This window comes from Myxococcus xanthus, from assembly GCF_006402735.1.
GTDB lineage: Bacteria > Myxococcota > Myxococcia > Myxococcales > Myxococcaceae > Myxococcus > Myxococcus xanthus_A.
In genome coordinates this window covers 1,110,196-1,126,235 of record NZ_CP017174.1, presented here as the reverse complement: position 1 = coordinate 1,126,235, position 16,040 = coordinate 1,110,196, and the positions used below count along the sequence as shown (strand labels likewise).

Sequence of the window (16,040 nt, the reverse complement as noted above, 5' to 3'; positions counted from 1 at the left end):
ACCTGTGGACACTCCGGGATGGTACGTAGACGCCCCCCGGCGTTCTGAAACCGGAAGACACCTGACGTAGAGTCCCCTCCGTGCCGCGATGCCAGACATGCGGACGGCGCTGGGAAGGCTCTCACGCGCCGTGCCCGCCAGGACCGCCACCTCAGGGAGACACGCCCTCGCCGCCCCCTGTGCCCGCTGTTCCGGGCTACCAGGTGGACGGCGTCTTCGCGCAGGGAGGCTTCGGCGTGCTGCTGGGCGCCCTGCGCGCAGCGGACGGCCTGCGTGTGGCCATCAAGGTGGCCCGTGGGAGCAACTGGTTGGGCCGCGCCCAGCTCGCCCGTGAGTCGGAGGCACTGCGCGTGCTCGGGCCGCCCACGGTGCCCGCGCTCTACGAGGCGGGCGCGCTGACGGGCGGCGCGCGCTTCCTGGCCATGGAGTACGTGCCGCTGCCCACCCTGGCGGACCGGCTGGCTCGCGCCGCGGGACCGTTGCCCCCTGAAGAGCTGGCCCTCCGCGCGCTGGCCGTGGTGGACACGGTGGCCCAGGTCCACGCGCACGGGCTCGCCCACTGCGACCTCAAGCCGGAGCACCTCTTCGTCGACGAAGCGACGGGCCGCGTGCGCGTCTTCGACTTCGGCCTGGTGCGGGGCGCCACCACGGAGAGCGCCTCGCAGCCCAGCGATGCCTCCACGCCCAGTGACGCGTCTGGCTTCGCCGGTACCGCGGAGTACATGGCCCCCGAGCAATGTGCGGGCAACGCGGACATCTCCACGCGCACGGACGTGTACGCGCTGGGCGTCCTCCTCTACGAGATGCTCACTGGACGGCCGCCCTTCTTCGGCCCCACCCCGGACGTGCTCCAGGCCCACCTGTCGCTGCGCCCCCCGCCCCCGTCCGACTTCGCGCCCGTGGCGCCCGCGGTGGAGGAGGTGGTGCTGCGCTGTCTGGCGAAGGAGCCCGCCCGCCGTCCGGAGAACGCCGCCGCGCTGGGCAGCGCGCTACGCGAGGCCTTCGAGCACGCCCTCCGCGCCACCGAGCCCGCGACGCCTCGGCCCGCGGCGCCGGGCGAGCCGCGCCCCGCACAGGTGCGCCGCTCCGTCGCCATCCTGTTCCTCACCTCGCGCGCCAACCCCGTATCGCTCCAGAAGGCCCTGGCCTCCTATGGCGGCCACCTGGCCTTCTCCGACGCCCAGCGCATCGCCGCCGTCTTCGACCCGGACGCGGGAGAGAACCCGGTGCGCCGCGCCATGCGCGCCGCGGAAGGGCTGGCGGAGCGGGGCCTGTCGCCCAACGGCCTCGTGGACGTGTCCGCCGTCACCGTGCAGCGCCGCCCCACCGGCGCGCCGCGCTACCTGGGCGCCATCCTGTCCCGCGAGGACCGCTATCCCAGCGGGCCCGAGGCCCATGGCCTCCTGCTGTCTCCCGCCGCCGCCGAGGCCGTGCCCGAAGTGCCCTGCATGGAGGTGCCGGAGCTGCGGGGCCTGCTGCGCCCCGCGCCGCCAGGCGCCGCGCCCCGTCCGGACATCACCGTCCTCCAGCTGGGCAGCGAGGTGCTGGTGGGCCGCGAGGCGGAGCTGGCCGAGCTGCTGGAGAGCGCACGCTCCGCGGTGGGCGGCGCCACGCCCACCATCGTCACCGTTTTGAGCGAGCGCGGCCTGGGCAAGAGCCACCTGGCCGCCACCCTCGCCCGCCGCCTCCGCCTGCTGCTGCCCCACGCGCGGGTGTACTGCTCGCGCTCCCGGGAGCCGGTGCAGGGCGACCCCGACGGCACCCTGCGCACGCTGCTGCGGTGCGCCCTCAACGCCTTCGAGCGCGACGACACGGACACCGAGCAGCAGACACGCGCCGCCATCCTCCAGCGCCTGGGCCCCACGCTGGGCACCGAGCTGTGGCCCGGCGTGGCCGCCACGCTGGGTTGGTACACGCCCGGTGGTCCGGAGCTCCAGAGCTGGGCCGCCGCGCCCGGTGCGCTTCGCTCGCTGGCCATGCGCGCCGCCGGTGAGCTGCTGGCCGCCAATGCCCGCGAGCGTCCGCTGTGCCTCGTCCTGGACGACGCGCACTTCGCGGAGGAGACGGCGCTGGACGCACTGGAGTACGCCTGCCTCGCCGAGGCCAGTGTCCCGCTGTGGGTGTGCGTGCTGGCGCGCCCGGGCTTCGAGAAGAGCCGTCCCACCTGGGGCACTCGCGCCGCGAAGCAGGCCACGTTGGCCCTGCCGGTGCTGGCGGCCGACCAGGCGCAGTCGCTGTGCCGCCTGCTGCTCAAGCCGGTGGAGAACGTGCCCGCGCAAGCGGTGGAGCGCATCGTCGAGCGCGCGCAATACGTCCCCCTCTACCTGGTGGAGCTGGTGCGCGGCCTCAAGCGCCAGGGCCTGGTGCGCCAGCGCGCGCCAGGCGGGAGCTGGTACCTCGTCACAGACGGGCTGGAGAAGGTGCCCGAGCTGCGGCTGGTGGAGTGGCTGGCGGACCGCGAGCTGGGCGCGCTGCCGCCATCACTGGCCGCGCACGCGCGCCTGTGCGCGATGCTGGGCACGGACTTCACCGCGGCCACGGCCGAAGGCGTGGTTCGTGAGCTGGAGCGCGAAGGCGCCGCGGGCGGATTCCCCCTGGACGCGGGCCACGCCACCAAGCGGCTCCTGGACTCCGGCCTGCTGGTATCCCACCGCCACGAAGGGTTGAGCTTCCGCAACGAGCTGCTGCGCGAGGCGGTGGCCGCCACCCTGCCCGCCGCCGAGCGCGAGCACGTCCATCACGCCGCCTACCGCTACTTCCTCAGCGCGGCCGGCGCCGGTGAGCGCCAGCGCCTGCCTCGCCTGGCCCTGCACGCGGCCGCCGCCGGGCGCCGCGACGAGGCCGCCGCGCTCTCCATCGACCTGGCCGAGTCCGCCCGGGGCCGCCACGCGTTCCTCGACGCCGAGGCCATGTACACGCGGGCGCTGGAGCTGCTGGAGCCCACCGACGAGCTGCGCTGCCTCACCGCGCTGCGCGGCCGGGGCCTGATGCGCATCCGCATTGGCCGGTATGACGACTCGCTGGCGGACTTCGCCGCGGCCCGCGAGCGCGCCCGCCGGCTGGGCCACACGCGCACGGAGGTGGAGCTGCTGCTGGACGAGGCCATGGCGCTGGACTGGGTGAACGACTACACGCGCAGCGAGGCCCGCGCGCTGGAGGCCCAGCACCTGGCGGCCACCGTGGCCTCGCCCTACGTACAGGCTCGGCTGCTGCTGGCGCTGGGACGCGCCCAGTTCCGCAAGGGTGAGTGGCAGGAAGCGCGCATGCCCCTGGAGGCCGCCGCCGAGCGCGCGCGCCGCCTGGGCGATGCTGGCTATGAGACGCAGGTGGTGGCGCAGCTGCTGCTGGCCGTCATCCTTCCCAACCTGGGCGACATCGACGAGACGGAGCACGTGCTCACCGAGGTCATCACCGCCTGCACCGAGCGCGGCGACCACTTCCACCTGGGCAGCGCCATCAACAACCGGCGCAACTTGTGGGTGGCGCGCAAGGAGCTGACGCGGGCGCTGAAGGACCAGGAGCGCTTCATGCACCTGGGCCGCGAGCTGGGCATGGTGGGCTGGGAGTACTTCGCGGAGCACAACCTCGGCGAGCTGCACTACCAGGCCGGCGACGCCGACGCCGCGGCGCCCCACATCGCTCGCGCCATTGCCTTGGAGCGACGGCACCCGGAGGTGGCGTCGCGCCCGTGGGCCCTGCTGCTCCAGGCGCGGGCCCTGGCCTGGATGGGCCGACACACCCGTGCCCGCGAGGTGCTGGCCCAGGTGCGGCAGGTGATGGCGGAAGGCCCGCCGGGCGTGGAGCTGAGCCCGTCGGAGGAGGTCCTCTTCTCCATGGTGGAGCTGGCCACCCGCGACGCCGCCCCCGAGGCGTGGTGGTCCCTGCGCGAGCGCTCCGCGCAGGTGTCCGTGGAGCAGGAGCCGCTGGAGGTCCTGGAGATGATGGGGCTGGCGGCGCTGCGCCGGGGCGACCGGGAAGAAGCTGCGCGCGTGCTGGGCGAGGCCCTGGAGCGCGCGCGGCACGTGCCCAATCTCATGGAGGGCCGCATCCGCCGCTCACTGGAGAAGGTGCACGAGTCTTCGCCGGCTACGTGAGGCCGAAGGCCATCAGCGCGGCGATGAGCACGCCTGCCAGCGACTCGCCCGCGATGGCGCCCGCCGCCAGCGTGGACGTGTCCCGGTCCGCGGCCTGGGGCCAGCGCCAACGCGCCGCCGCCAGTCCCAGTGCGCCCAGGCACAGGGTCACCGCGTAGTAGGCCGGCAGGATGAAGCCGATGCCCAGCGCCACCGGCAGCGGCAGCCACCGCGCCGCCCGGCCGCGGGAGACCAGGGTGAGCAGCGCGCCCACGCCCACGGCCACGCAGGCCGCCAGCGCCGCGTGAGGCGGCAGCCCGTCCAACCCTCGCACCGCCACCTCCGCCACCGCGCGGAACTGGTGAGCGAAGGGCGCGGGCAGCGCCTCCGAGCCCAGGCCGTGCGTCCTGGACAGCAGCAGGTACACAGGCACCCCCACCACCGAACCCGCCAGCACGCCCACGAGCTGCGCGGCGAGCTGGTGACGCGCGGAGGCCCCCAGCAGGTGCCCCGCCTTGAGCGACCACATGCTGACGCCCGTCTGCGCGGCCGCACCTGACACCACGGCGCCCGCGGCGACGTTGGGCGCCATGGCCCCCGGCAGCAGCGCGCCGAAGATGACCTGCGTCACCTGCCCCATCTGCGTCACGGGGGACACGTCCACCTGTCCGGCGCCGCGCGCGCACACCGCGCACAGGGGCAGCACCAGCACCAGCGCCAGCAACATGTACGGCACGCTGAGGCCGAACAGCGCCGCGCCCACCACCACCGCCAGCACGCACGCCGCCAGGCCCGCGCCCAGCGCCCAGGACGGCACCGCCGCGCCCCGCCCCAGGCTGCCCACGTCACGCGCCGCACTCAGGAAGTCGCGCGCCTGAGCCAGCAGCGCCGCCAGGGCCGAGCCCACCATCAGCCCCACGCCCGGCCACGTGAGCCAGGCGGAGAGCGTCTCGTAGCGCGTGTCCGCCAGCACACCCGCGCCCGCGAGCCCCGGCGCCAGCACGCCCCACGCCACCGCCGCGCCCGCCAGCATGCTCAGGCCCAGGCGCGGCCCCGTCATCATTCCAATGGCCAGCAGCATGGGGCTCCACCCCACGCCCCACGTCAGCGACGCGGCGGGGAGGCCCGCCAGCGTGCCGGGCAGCGCCGTCATCCCAGGCAGCCATTTGAACGCATCCCGCGCGGCGGTGACCGCCACCGCCACCGCGCCCGCGCCCGCCAGCAGCCGTCCACGGCCCGCGCGGACCGTGTCGCCCGTGGACGCGTGCATCGCGGTAATCAGCTCCGCAGTGGCGATGCCGGTGGGAAACGGCAGGGCCTCCTGAGCCACCAGCCGACGCCGCAGCAGGTGCGCGGCGAGTACGCCCAACACCCCCAGCGCCACGCTCCACACCGCCACACCCCAGCCCGGGACGGAGGTGCCCAGCAGCGTCAGCGCTGGCAACGCGCCCAAGAGGCCCGCCGCCGCCGGCATGGCACCCACGGCCGCCGCGGCCGTCTGCGTGAGGTTGTTCTCCAACGGCGTATAGGGCACGCCGCGCCTGCGGGACACCGAGGCCAGCGCGCTGAAGCCCAGCACCGCGGCGGTGACGGAGCCGCTCTCCCACCAGCCCGTCTTCAACCCCATGTACACATTGGTGACGGCCAGCAGCCCACCAATGAGCAGGCCCATGCCCAGCGCGCGCGTCGTCAACTCCAGCGCCGCGGGGCGCTCCGTCACCAGGGACAGGGAGGGCGCGGGCGCGGCCTCCGAAGGGTCCGTTCCAGAGAGGCCACTCACCGGGTGGCTCATCGCCCCGCCTCGGCGGAGCGGCCCACGAGCTCGCGCAACTGCATCAGGTCCAGCGGCTTGGCAATCTTGGCGTTGGGCACGTCACGCAGGAACGACACCGTGCGCGGCGTGAAGGCGCCACCCGTCATGAACACCATGCGTCCAGCTTGCTCCGGGGCGCAGCGGCCCAGCTCGTGGTACAGGTCCATGCCCGTCATCCCGGGCATCATCACATCACAGAGGATGAGGTCGAAACGGCCGCCGTCGTTCACCAGCCGCAGCGCGGCCTGGGCGCTGTTCGCGGTGGCCACCTCGTGGTCCGCGGCCAGCGAGCGCTGGAGCGCCAGCGTCACGTTGGGCTCGTCATCCACCACCAGGATGCGCGCGCGCGCATTGGCCTGCATGGCGGCGGATAGGCGCGGCAGCACCTCCAGCTCGCGCGTGGCTGCGCACAGCACCACGCGGAACGTGCTGCCCCGGCCCGGCTCGCTCTCCGCCTGGATGGAGCCGCCCATGGATTCGATGATGCCGTGGCAGATGGACAGCCCCAGCCCCGTGCCCACGCCCACCGGCTTGGTGGTGAAGAACGGGTCGAAGATGCGGCCCAGCACCTCCTGGCCCATGCCCATGCCCGTGTCGCGGACCTCCACCACCACCCGGTCCCTCTCTCCGGCGCGGATGACCACGCGAATCTCGTGCTCCACGCCCGGCGTGCCCTCCTCCGGAATCGCCTGCGCCGCGTTGAGCAGCAGGTTGAGGAACACCTGGCACAGCCGCGACTCGCTGGCCTCCACTGGCGCCACCGGCTCGAACTCCGTCACCAGCCGCGCCCGGTGGCGGATGACGTTGTCCGCCATCTTGCACGCCAGCTCCACCGCCCGGCGCACGTCCACCGGCATCAGCCGCGCCTCCTGCTCGCCGCGCGCGAAGACCTTCAGGTCGCGGACGATGGTGGCGATGCGCTCCGCGCCTTCCGCTGTCTCACGCACCAACTGCTGCAACGACGCCACGGGCGCCGCGGGCGCCTGGCTCTCCAACCGCTCCAGCCCTTCGCGGATGAGGTGCAGGTTGACGAGCATGTAGGCCAGCGGGTTGTTGATTTCGTGCGCCACGCCCGCGCCCAGCGTGCCCACCGACGCCAGCCGGTCCGCCACCACCAGGTGCGCCTGGAGCTGCTTCCGCTCCGTCGTGTCGCGGTGGACCATGATGTTGGCGATGGCGCGCCCCTCGCTGTCGCGCAGCGGCACGACGACGGACTCGCACCAGCAGGTGGTGCCGTCGCGGCGCTTGAACTCCAGCTCTCCGGACCAGCGCCCCTGCTTGTCCAGCGCGGTGAGAATCAGGCCGGTGAGCCGGTCGGGCTCATCCGGGTGCAGCACGCTGAAGAGCGTCTGGCCCAGCGCTTCCGACTTCTGCCGCCCGAACATGCGCTCGGCGCTGGAGTTCCAGTCGATGATGCCGCCGCCCAGGTCGGTAATCACCACGCCGTCGTAGATGCTCTCGAAGATGAGCGATTGGCGGTGCAGCTCCTGTTCGGCCAGCTTGCGCGCGGTGATGTCCATCACCGTGCCCGTCACCCGCGCCGGCGCGCCCGAGGCGTCACACAGCACGTCACCCTTGCAGGAAATCCACCGCCAGCCGCTCCCCTGCGGCTCGATGCGGTACTCCACGTCCACCTGCGTCTTCTTCTCCAGCGCGGCGCCCAGCACCTCGCTCACGCGCGGCAGGTCCGCCGGGTGCACCACCTCCGACAGCTCCATGGCGCGGCCGGACAGCTTCCCCACGGGAAGCCCCAGCAGCCGGTCCACCTGCTCGCTCCACGTCACCCGGCCGCTCTGCGCGTTCCAGTCCCAGATGCCCACGCGCGCGGCGGTCAGCGCCTGGCGAAGCTGCTCCTCCCGCTGCTCCAGGACTTCGCGCTTGGAGAAGCGGAACACGGTGACGGTGCCGATCTGCAGCCGGTCCCCTTCCATCAGCTCGGCGGTGCTGACGGGCACGCCGTTGAGCAGCGTGCCGTTGGTGGAGTCCAGGTCGGTGACGTGGCAGGCACCGTCGCCCGCGCGAACGACGCGCGCGTGCTTGCGCGACACCCCGTGGTCGTCGATGCGCACGGTGACGTCGGAACCGCGGCCGATGATGTGCTCGCCCTGGTCCAGGCGGTAGGCCTTGCCGATGGCTGCCGGCGTGGTGGTGCTGATGAGGATGAGACAGGCTCCCGTGGAGGACGGTGGCGCCAAGGCAAGGCCCGCGCACGTCGTGAGTTCATCCAACGTCGTCATGTAGCAGCCCCCCGACGCTCGCCCGAAGCCCCACTCTCCCGCCATCCCCGCTCTAAGCGTCACGCCCCCTGAATCCCATCAGTGCCAGGGCCCCTCCGTCCAATCCCCCCCGACTCCAGGGCAGCAGACCTTCCGCCAGCGAACACCCCGCGGGACGCGCCCACGTCCTCCCCGATGGGTGACCAACGCCCACACGCCGATGCCGCGGCGCGGCGGGAATTCAACCCGGCGCCAGCGCAGACTCCCTGGGGAAAGGTGTAAGGATGAGGCACCCCATGGCGGCGGACTCCGAGAGCACCTTTCGCATCCAGGCCCGAGCGGACCTGCATGCATCCGAGCGGGCCCAGAGCGAACCTTCCCGTGCGCAGCGAGGCCCGGGCACGCTGGCCGGGGAGTACGTCCTCAAGGCGCTGCTCGCCTCGGGCGGACACGGCAGCGTGTACGAGGCGGAGCACCGCATCCTGGGCCGACGGGCCGCGGTGAAGGTCCTCCACCCGCACCTGGCGGACCAGGGGGAGATGCTCAAGCGCTTCGTGCGCGAGGCGCGCGTGGTGAACCAGATTCGCCACCCCAACATCGTGGATGTGTACGACTTCGGGCTGATGCCGGACGGCAGCCCCTACTACGTCATGGAGTTGCTCACCGGCCGCACGCTCAGTCAGGTGGTGCTGGAGCGCGGCCGGCTGTCGTCGACGCGCGCGCTCGCGTACCTGGAGCCCGTCTGCGGAGCGCTGGAGGCCGCGCACCGTGCGGGCGTCGTCCACCGCGACTTGAAGGCCAGCAACATCCTCGTCGTGGAGGAAGGTGAGCGCCCCCGGGTGAAGCTGCTGGACTTCGGCATCGCCAAGCTGCTGCACGCCGAGCCTTCACAGGAAGGGCTCACCATCGCCGGCCAGCGGCTGGGCACCGCGCACGCCATGGCGCCCGAGCAGTTCCGCGGCGGCCCCATTGGCCCGCACACGGACATCTACGCGCTGGGCGTGCTGCTGCATCAGCTCATCACCGGCCGATATCCCTTCCAGTGCGAGGACCGGATGGAGCTGGAGCGGCTGCACCTGGAGGCGCCCGCGCCCCGGCCCAGCGCCATCGCCGCGGTGTCCCCGGCGGTGGACGCGGTGGTGCTGCGCTGCCTGGAGAAGGACGGCAGCCGCCGCTTCGGCAGCGTGACGGCCTTCCTCGCCACGCTCAGCGAAGCGGCCGAGGAGCCCGTCCAGCCCACGCGCCGCACGCGGCTGGCGCTGGCCGTCCACGCCGAGGTCGTCCTCGCCGCCTCCGCCCAGGATGACGACGCCGTGTACGCGGTGCTCGCGGACGTGCTGGATGGGCTCGAGCAGGGCCTGCGCGGCGGCGGCTTCCTGCTGGCGCTCCAGTCCGGCACCTCCCTGCTGGCCGTGCACCCGCTGGACCACGGCGCCCCCAGCGCCGAGCGCACCGAGTACCTGCGCGAAGCGGAGCGCACGCTGCGGGTGCTCCAGGACATGGCGCAGAAGCTGGCGGACCCGGTGAACGCCCGCGTCCACCTCTGTGTCCACCTGGGCCAGGCGGAGACGCGCGGCGACGCCTCGGAGTCGGAGGTCGTGGGAGGCCCCGTCACCGACGTGGGCACCTGGCGCCTGCGCACCGCGGATGGCTTCGCGCTCACCCCAGCGGCGTCGCTCGCCCTGGAGTTCGACGAGAGCGATTAGCTGACGGAAAACACGTATCTGTTATCAGCTTGCGAGCAGGTGGGCGTGACGCCGTCGCCCATGACACACACCAGGTGTCTCCGGGCAGACCCCCACCCGAATATTCCCGCCGAGCCATATTTTCTCACGACTTGAACACCGTCACACTGGTCTCATCCATCAGCGACAGTGTTTTAGTTCGTGGAAGCTGGAACTGATGGCATCCGGGGAGCAGGCATTGCTCGCTCCCCGAAACGGGGGAAGCCATGCGTCTCATGCCAGCGTTTCTGTCTGGAATCCGAATCAATCACTGCCTGAAACACCTGCGCCGGCCGCGCATCGCCGGAGGGCTGCTGGGCCTGACACTGGGATTCGGAGGCGGGGCATGTGGTCCAGCGGAGCTCGCGGGTGATACGTGGACGTTGTGCGAATCCCACGGGTCGGCCGAGTCGGGCAACGGATTGTCGACCAATGGCTTGTCAACCAATGGCCTTTCGACCAACGGACTGTCCATCAATGGCTTGTCAACCCATGGGCTGTCCACGACTGGATTCTCCAACTGGTTCAACCAGGACCCCGCACGCGCCGATGAAATCATGCGTTACATCATCCGGTGCGCGGCGAAGGGGAATCAGCAGCGCAAGTACACCAACCCGGTGACGGGAGTGAAGTACACCTGGGAAGGAGGCCTGGGTCTGGCACACAACTGGGCCACGGGCGCACCGGCGACAGTCCAGGAAGAAGAAATCGTCTCAGCCTGCCTGGCGGCCCATGCGAACAAGTTCGGGATTCCCGTCGCCATCTCCGTGCTGGGCCGCAACGCGCGGGGCGCCGCCTTGTCGTACACGGAGCAGGAGCTGTCGACGTTCAGCGAGCGGGAGGCGTGCTTCTTCGGCAACCTCTTCGACGGCACCGGCGTATTCGCCGCCACGGACCGCGGCTACCTGCGCGAGGACGAGAGCAGCGTGCGCGCCTGCGGCCTGCCCTCGAACCCCGCCCAGGCGGACTGCCTGCCCATCATCCACGCGGGCACCTGCGAGTCGCTCTGCCAACGCGCCGCCACGGAGGCCCTCCCCTTCGACCGGGACGCGGACAAGAAGAACCCGCCCACCCACGGCGAGCCGCCCTATTACGAAACCTGCACGTATAACGGACGGACCTTCCAGCCGCTCACGACGCGTCTGCAGCCACAGGACATCCACCACTGTGGAGACGGCGTCTGTCAGTTCACTGAACGTTGCGGCGACGGCGTCGCGGCGGGAAGCTGCCAGGCGGACTGCGGCCCGTGCCCCTACTGATGCAGCGGGTGCTCGGATGGAACACACTGCCTCCGTCCTGCGGCGCACGCTGTCACCACCCTTCCGTCCCTTGCCCCTGACCGCCATGACAGTGTTGACTACGCGGGTCTGTCGCGACTCGGGGTTTTTCCACGAACAGACACCACACCGCTGGAGCCGGACGCGATGACGCTGCGAGCGAGGGTGATGCTGATGTCGGCGGTGGCACAGCGGCGCGGAACACTGCGGCGCGCCTTCGACACGCTCCAGGGCCCCACCGTGAATGGCGTGCGGCTTCGCGCGCCGCGGTCCTCCACACAGGAGGCGGCGCTGCTGGAGGAGACGGTCCGCGAACGGACCGCGGCGCTGGAGGCGGCCAACGTCAAGCTGTCCCGCAGCCTGGAGCAGCTGCGCGCCACCCAGGCGCAGCTGCTGTTCGCGGATCGGCTGATTGCGCTGGGCCGCATCGCCGCGGGCGTGGGACACGAAATCAACAACCCGCTGGCCTTCATCCTCAGCAACCTGGAGTACATCCACCAGGAGCTGCAGCAGAAGGAGCACCTGTCCGAGCAGGACCGGCAGGAGGTGCTGGAGGCGCTGGCGGAGACGCGCGACGGCGCAGAGCGCATCCGCCTCATCGTCCGGGACCTGCAGACGCTGTCACGCGCGGAGGACGTGGGCACGGGCCCGTCGGACCTGGGCTCGGTGGTGCGCACGGCGGCGAAGATGGCCATGCACGAGCTGCGGCACCGCGCGCGGCTGGTGGTGGAGTGTGAAGGCCTGCCGCCGGTCCAGGGCAACGGCGCGCGGCTGGGTCAGGTGTTCCTCAACCTGCTGCTCAACGCGGCGCAGTCCATCGTCCCCGGCGAGGTGGAGAATAACGAGGTCCACGTCGTCGCCTGCGAGTCGAAGGCCGGACGGGTGGCGGTGGAGGTGCGCGACACCGGCTGCGGCATCTCCCCGGAGCATCGCGAGCGCATCTTCGACCCGTTCTTCACCACCAAGCCCCTGGGCGTGGGCACGGGCCTGGGGCTGGCGGTGTGCCATGGCATCGTGACGTCGCTGGGCGGCACCCTGACGGTGGAGAGCGGCCCGGAGCGGGGCAGCATCTTCCGCGTCACGTTGCCCGTGGCCGGCGCCTTCGCCCAGGCGCCTCGCGCTCCGCAGCAAGCGGACGCGGTGGCCTGAGCGACTCCGGCGCCAGGCTCGCGTCGTACGGCGTCATCCCCTGCATCGGCGGCGCGTAGAGGTGCAGGGACACCGCCCCATGGCGGGACGCGTTGTCGATGCGGTGGATGGTGTCCGGAAACTCCACCAGGAGGTCGCCCTCGCTCGCGCCCACGATGACCTCGGGCACCAACCGGTCCCCCGCCCACGCGAAGCGCGTCTCTCGCAGCATCCCGCGCACCAGCCAGGAGGCGCCCCCGGAGCCGCCATGGTCATGGACGCGGGACGCCTGCCCGGGGAGCCAGGAGACGAGCAGCAGCTCGCACGCTGGCGTCCGGGCAATCGTCTGACGCGTGTAGCCCGAGGGCTCGAAGCGCACCAGTTTGTCCAGCAGTCCCCAGTCGACCCTGCTGGAGCGCAGCCGCTCCACCAGCCACGCCATGGAGACGATGTCGTCTGTCTGTTCCGGCAATGGCCAGCCGAGCAGCGCCTGGGCCACCGCGCCGTGCTCACGCTGGTCGATGATGGGCTCGCGCATGGTGTTTCCCCCCGCGTGTGCGACGGAGTGTGAGCACGGAACAACCCCCTGCCCAGGGAGGAGGGCCGGACATCCGGGCCCGGCGCTTGGACACCCGGCCGCCACCAGAGGATGCCAGCGAGCATGTCAGGACCTACGATGGGTGCGTGCGAGCACTGGGGTGGTGGGATGTGGCCATCGTGGGGGGAGGCGCCAGCGGCACGCTGCTGGCCGTGCACCTCTTGAGGAGCGCGCGGGCGCCGCTCCACGTGGCCTTGGTGGAGCGGAGTGCGCGGGCGGGCCTGGGTCTGGCGTATTCGACGACGAGCCCGTGTCACCTGCTGAACGTGCCAGCGGCGCGGATGGGGGCCTTCGCGGACGACCCGGAGCACTTCCTGCGCTGGGTGCGCCGTGAGCTGCCTGACACGGCGCCCGGCGCGTTCATCTCCCGCCAGCGCTATGGCCGCTACCTGGAGTCCGTGCTGCGCGAGGCGCGCGCCCAGGCCGCGCAGGGCGTGCACCTGGAAGTGGTGACCAGCGACGTCGCCTCGGTCGAGGAGACGGGCGACGGCGCGGTGTGCGTCGCGCTGGCGAGCGGGGGGCATCTGGAGGCCCGGACCGTGGTGCTGGCCCTGGGCAATGCGCTGCCCTCCAACCTGCGCGTGCCCGACGGAGGGCTGTACGCCAGCCGCCGGTATCACCGCTCCCCTTGGGCTCAAGACGCGCTCCAGGGCGTGTCCGCCACCGACGACGTGCTGCTCATCGGCACGGGGCTCACCATGGTGGACACCGTGTTGTCGCTGGTGGAGCAGGGACACCAGGGGCACATCCATGCGCTGTCCCGGCACGGACTGTTGCCCCACGTGCACCAGGAGACACCCCGGGCAGGCGCCACGACGTATGCCTCGCCCGGCATCCGGGAGGCGCTGCGGGCCCTGCGCCAGGAGGTGCGGCGCGAGCGCAGCGACATGAGCGCGACGGGCACGCACTCCGTTCCCGTGCGCATCCGCCCCATCCTCCACCTCTTGCGCCGGGAGGTGCGGCGCGCGGCGGAGGCGGGCGCGGACTGGCGGACGGTGGTGGACGCGCTGCGGCCCGTGACGATACCGCTGTGGCAGCGGTTGCCGGTGGGCGAGCGACAGCGCTTCCTCCGGCACCTGCGCTCGTACTGGGACGTGCACCGGCACCGGATGGCGCCCAGCATTGGCGAGACGGTGGAGCGGCTGCGGCGCGAGGGCCGGCTGACGCTCCATGCGGCGCGCGTCCGGGGCTTCGCGCTGGAGGCGTCCGGCGTGGAAGTCCGCGTGCGCCCTCGGGGCCAGGGCAGAGAGGAGACGCTGCACGTCCAGCACGTCATCAACTGCACGGGGCCGGAGGGCGCCATGACGCGCGGCCATCCGGTGCTGGGTGGGCTGGTGGAGACCGGGCTCGTGCGCCCGGACGCCCTGGGCATGGGACTGGCCACGGACGCGGACGGCGCGCTGCTGGACGCGGGCGGACGCGCCTCTGGACGCCTCTACACCCTGGGCCCGCCGCGCCGGGGCGAGCTGTGGGAGACGACGGCCGTCCCCGAGATTCGAGGACAAGCGCGGGAGCTGGCGTGGCACCTGCTCCAGCGCCTGTCATCCACGCGCGCGCCTCGACCGATGATGGAAGCGGCGGGCGCTCCGCTCGACGGGTAGCGCCCGGCGCTACTCGGCGGACACCGCCACGATGCCCAGTCCCTCCACCGTGAGCTGCACCCGGTCCCCCGGGCGCAGCATGTGCGCCGCGGTGGCGGCGCCCGCGAGCACGATGCTCCCCGCCGGCAACACTTGGCCGCGCTGGGCCAGCAGCTCACACAACTGGATGACGGAGATGACCGGGTCGCCAGAGATGGCGTCCGAGCGGGCGGATTGAACGGGCTCCCCATTCACCGACAGGGTCATCTCCAGCCGCGTGAGGTCCATCGCGCGCGGGGGATGCTCGGTGGTGCCCAGCACGAACAGCGACGACGACGCGTTGTCCGCCACCACGTCCGGCAGGGAGAAGTACTTGAAGTCGCGGTAGCGCGAGTCGAGGATTTCCATCGCCGCGAACACGGACTCGCAGGCGTCCAACACCTCGTCGCGCGTCACCGTGCCGCGAAGCTCACGCGCGGTGCGGAAGGCAATCTCCGGCTCGATTTTGGGGTGGACGCCCTGTGACAGTTGAATCACGCCGCCGGCGGGCACCTGCATCCGGTCCGTGAGCACGCCATACACGGGCGAGTCCAGGTTCATCTGCTTGCGCTTGGCCTCGGAGGTGAGGCCCATCTTCAAGCCCACCACGCGCTCGCCGTGGGACAGGCGCAGCCGGATTCCGGCCTCCTGGATGGCGTAAGCATCCGGCACGCTCAGTGCGGGTTGCTCGCGGGTGAGGGGCGCCACCTCGCGGCGCTCCAGCCTGGCCGAGTCCAGGAAATGTGCCAGTGCCTCGTGGTCCACGGTCGCGGTCATCCGCGTCCCTCTCTTGGTCGTTCCGGCCACGCCAGGATGGCGCACCGCCCGGATGGTGGCGCGGAGCTTCCGGCACCCGAACGCGGACGCGCAAGCCTCGCGAACGCGGCCCGGCCTGAAGCGGACGCTGGCCTTTCAGCTCACCGTGCTAGATAGCGCAGAGACCCCGGCCGGGTGGGATTCTCCGAAGGAGCTGTTTTCATGCGATACCCCAGCATCATCGCGGCCCTGCTTTTCACTGCCACCACCGCGAGCGCCCAGGAATACGACGAGCACGTCCACGACGGCTTCTACCTGCGCCTGCAGGTGGGCGGTGGCTATCTCCGAGCCAAGGCGACTGACATCTCGCCCGATCTCGTGGTGAAGGGCGGCGGCGCCAACATCAACGCGGAGCTCGGCTTCGCGCTCATCAACAACTTCATCCTCTACGCGAAGTTCTACGGTGCGTCCGCCCCCAACCCGAGCCTCCAGTTGGGGGACCTCACCGTCGAAGGGCAGAACGCGGAGTTGAGCCAGAACTTCGGCGCCGTGGGCTTGGGCGTCACCTATTACTTCATGCCCGCGAACGTGTATCTGTCCGGCGCGCTCACGTACACGCAGCTCAGCATCACCGACGGCGGCGAGAAGGTGGCCGAGTCGGACATCGGCGGCGGACTGCACCTGGGCGTGGGCAAGGAGTGGTGGGTGAGCAAGAACTGGGGCCTCGGCATCGGCGCCGAGCTGGCCCTGGGCCGCATCCGGAACGAGTCGAACAGCGATAGCTGGAACGTCACCAACGTGTCGCTCGTCTTCTCCGCGACGTACAACTGAACGGC

Annotated in this window: 10 protein-coding genes; 6 read left to right on the top strand and 4 right to left on the bottom strand. The window is 71.7% G+C overall.

The window, feature by feature from the left end; translation table 11 throughout:
• The first annotated feature begins 80 nt into the window (after positions 1–80).
• Positions 81–4,094 carry a serine/threonine-protein kinase gene (locus tag BHS09_RS04895; RefSeq protein ID WP_140797303.1) on the top strand — a complete coding sequence of 1,338 codons (4,014 nt, stop codon included), beginning with the start codon at positions 81–83 and terminating at the stop codon, positions 4,092–4,094.
• Here the strand turns inward: BHS09_RS04895 and BHS09_RS04890 are convergent.
• Positions 4,087–5,865: an OPT/YSL family transporter gene (locus BHS09_RS04890; protein WP_140797302.1), complete on the bottom strand. Its 1,779-nt coding sequence runs from the start codon at positions 5,863–5,865 to the stop codon at positions 4,087–4,089. The genes BHS09_RS04895 and BHS09_RS04890 overlap by 8 nt on opposite strands.
• Positions 5,862–8,123, bottom strand: a complete 2,262-nt coding sequence (locus BHS09_RS04885; protein WP_237080193.1) for a serine histidine kinase EspA — start codon at positions 8,121–8,123, stop codon at positions 5,862–5,864. Before BHS09_RS04885 ends, BHS09_RS04890 begins: the two co-directional genes overlap by 4 nt.
• Positions 8,124–8,398: 275 nt before the next feature.
• Between BHS09_RS04885 and BHS09_RS04880 the strand changes: the two genes are divergently transcribed.
• The 3 genes from BHS09_RS04880 to BHS09_RS04870 all read left to right on the top strand — a co-directional run bounded on the left by BHS09_RS04880 (position 8,399) and on the right by BHS09_RS04870 (position 12,252).
• Positions 8,399–9,808 (top strand): serine/threonine-protein kinase, encoded by a 1,410-nt coding sequence (locus BHS09_RS04880; RefSeq protein ID WP_140797300.1) that lies wholly within the window; start codon positions 8,399–8,401, stop codon positions 9,806–9,808.
• Between the two features lie 245 nt (positions 9,809–10,053).
• Positions 10,054–11,085: a hypothetical protein gene (locus BHS09_RS04875; protein ID WP_140797299.1), complete on the top strand. Its 1,032-nt coding sequence runs from the start codon at positions 10,054–10,056 to the stop codon at positions 11,083–11,085.
• Between the two features lie 165 nt (positions 11,086–11,250).
• Positions 11,251–12,252 carry a sensor histidine kinase gene (locus tag BHS09_RS04870; RefSeq protein WP_140787704.1) on the top strand — a complete coding sequence of 334 codons (1,002 nt, stop codon included), beginning with the start codon at positions 11,251–11,253 and terminating at the stop codon, positions 12,250–12,252.
• Here BHS09_RS04870 and BHS09_RS04865 read toward each other — a convergent pair.
• Complete coding sequence (locus BHS09_RS04865) at positions 12,182–12,769, bottom strand: cysteine dioxygenase (protein WP_140797298.1); 588 nt, start codon at positions 12,767–12,769, stop codon at positions 12,182–12,184. The two genes, BHS09_RS04870 and BHS09_RS04865, sit on opposite strands and share 71 nt — an antisense overlap.
• A gap of 146 nt (positions 12,770–12,915) precedes the next feature.
• On the opposite strand from BHS09_RS04865, the gene BHS09_RS04860 reads away from it, so the two are divergent.
• Positions 12,916–14,430 carry an FAD/NAD(P)-binding protein gene (locus tag BHS09_RS04860; RefSeq protein ID WP_237080192.1) on the top strand — a complete coding sequence of 505 codons (1,515 nt, stop codon included), beginning with the start codon at positions 12,916–12,918 and terminating at the stop codon, positions 14,428–14,430.
• A gap of 9 nt (positions 14,431–14,439) precedes the next feature.
• Here BHS09_RS04860 and BHS09_RS04855 read toward each other — a convergent pair whose 3' ends face one another.
• Positions 14,440–15,225 (bottom strand): 2-keto-4-pentenoate hydratase, encoded by a 786-nt coding sequence (locus BHS09_RS04855; RefSeq protein WP_140787698.1) that lies wholly within the window; start codon positions 15,223–15,225, stop codon positions 14,440–14,442.
• A 201-nt stretch (positions 15,226–15,426) separates the two neighbouring features.
• On the opposite strand from BHS09_RS04855, the gene BHS09_RS04850 reads away from it, so the two are divergent.
• A complete protein-coding gene (locus BHS09_RS04850) occupies positions 15,427–16,035 on the top strand; it encodes an outer membrane beta-barrel protein (RefSeq protein ID WP_237078049.1) in 609 nt (202 codons plus the stop codon).
• Positions 16,036–16,040 lie beyond the last annotated feature (5 nt).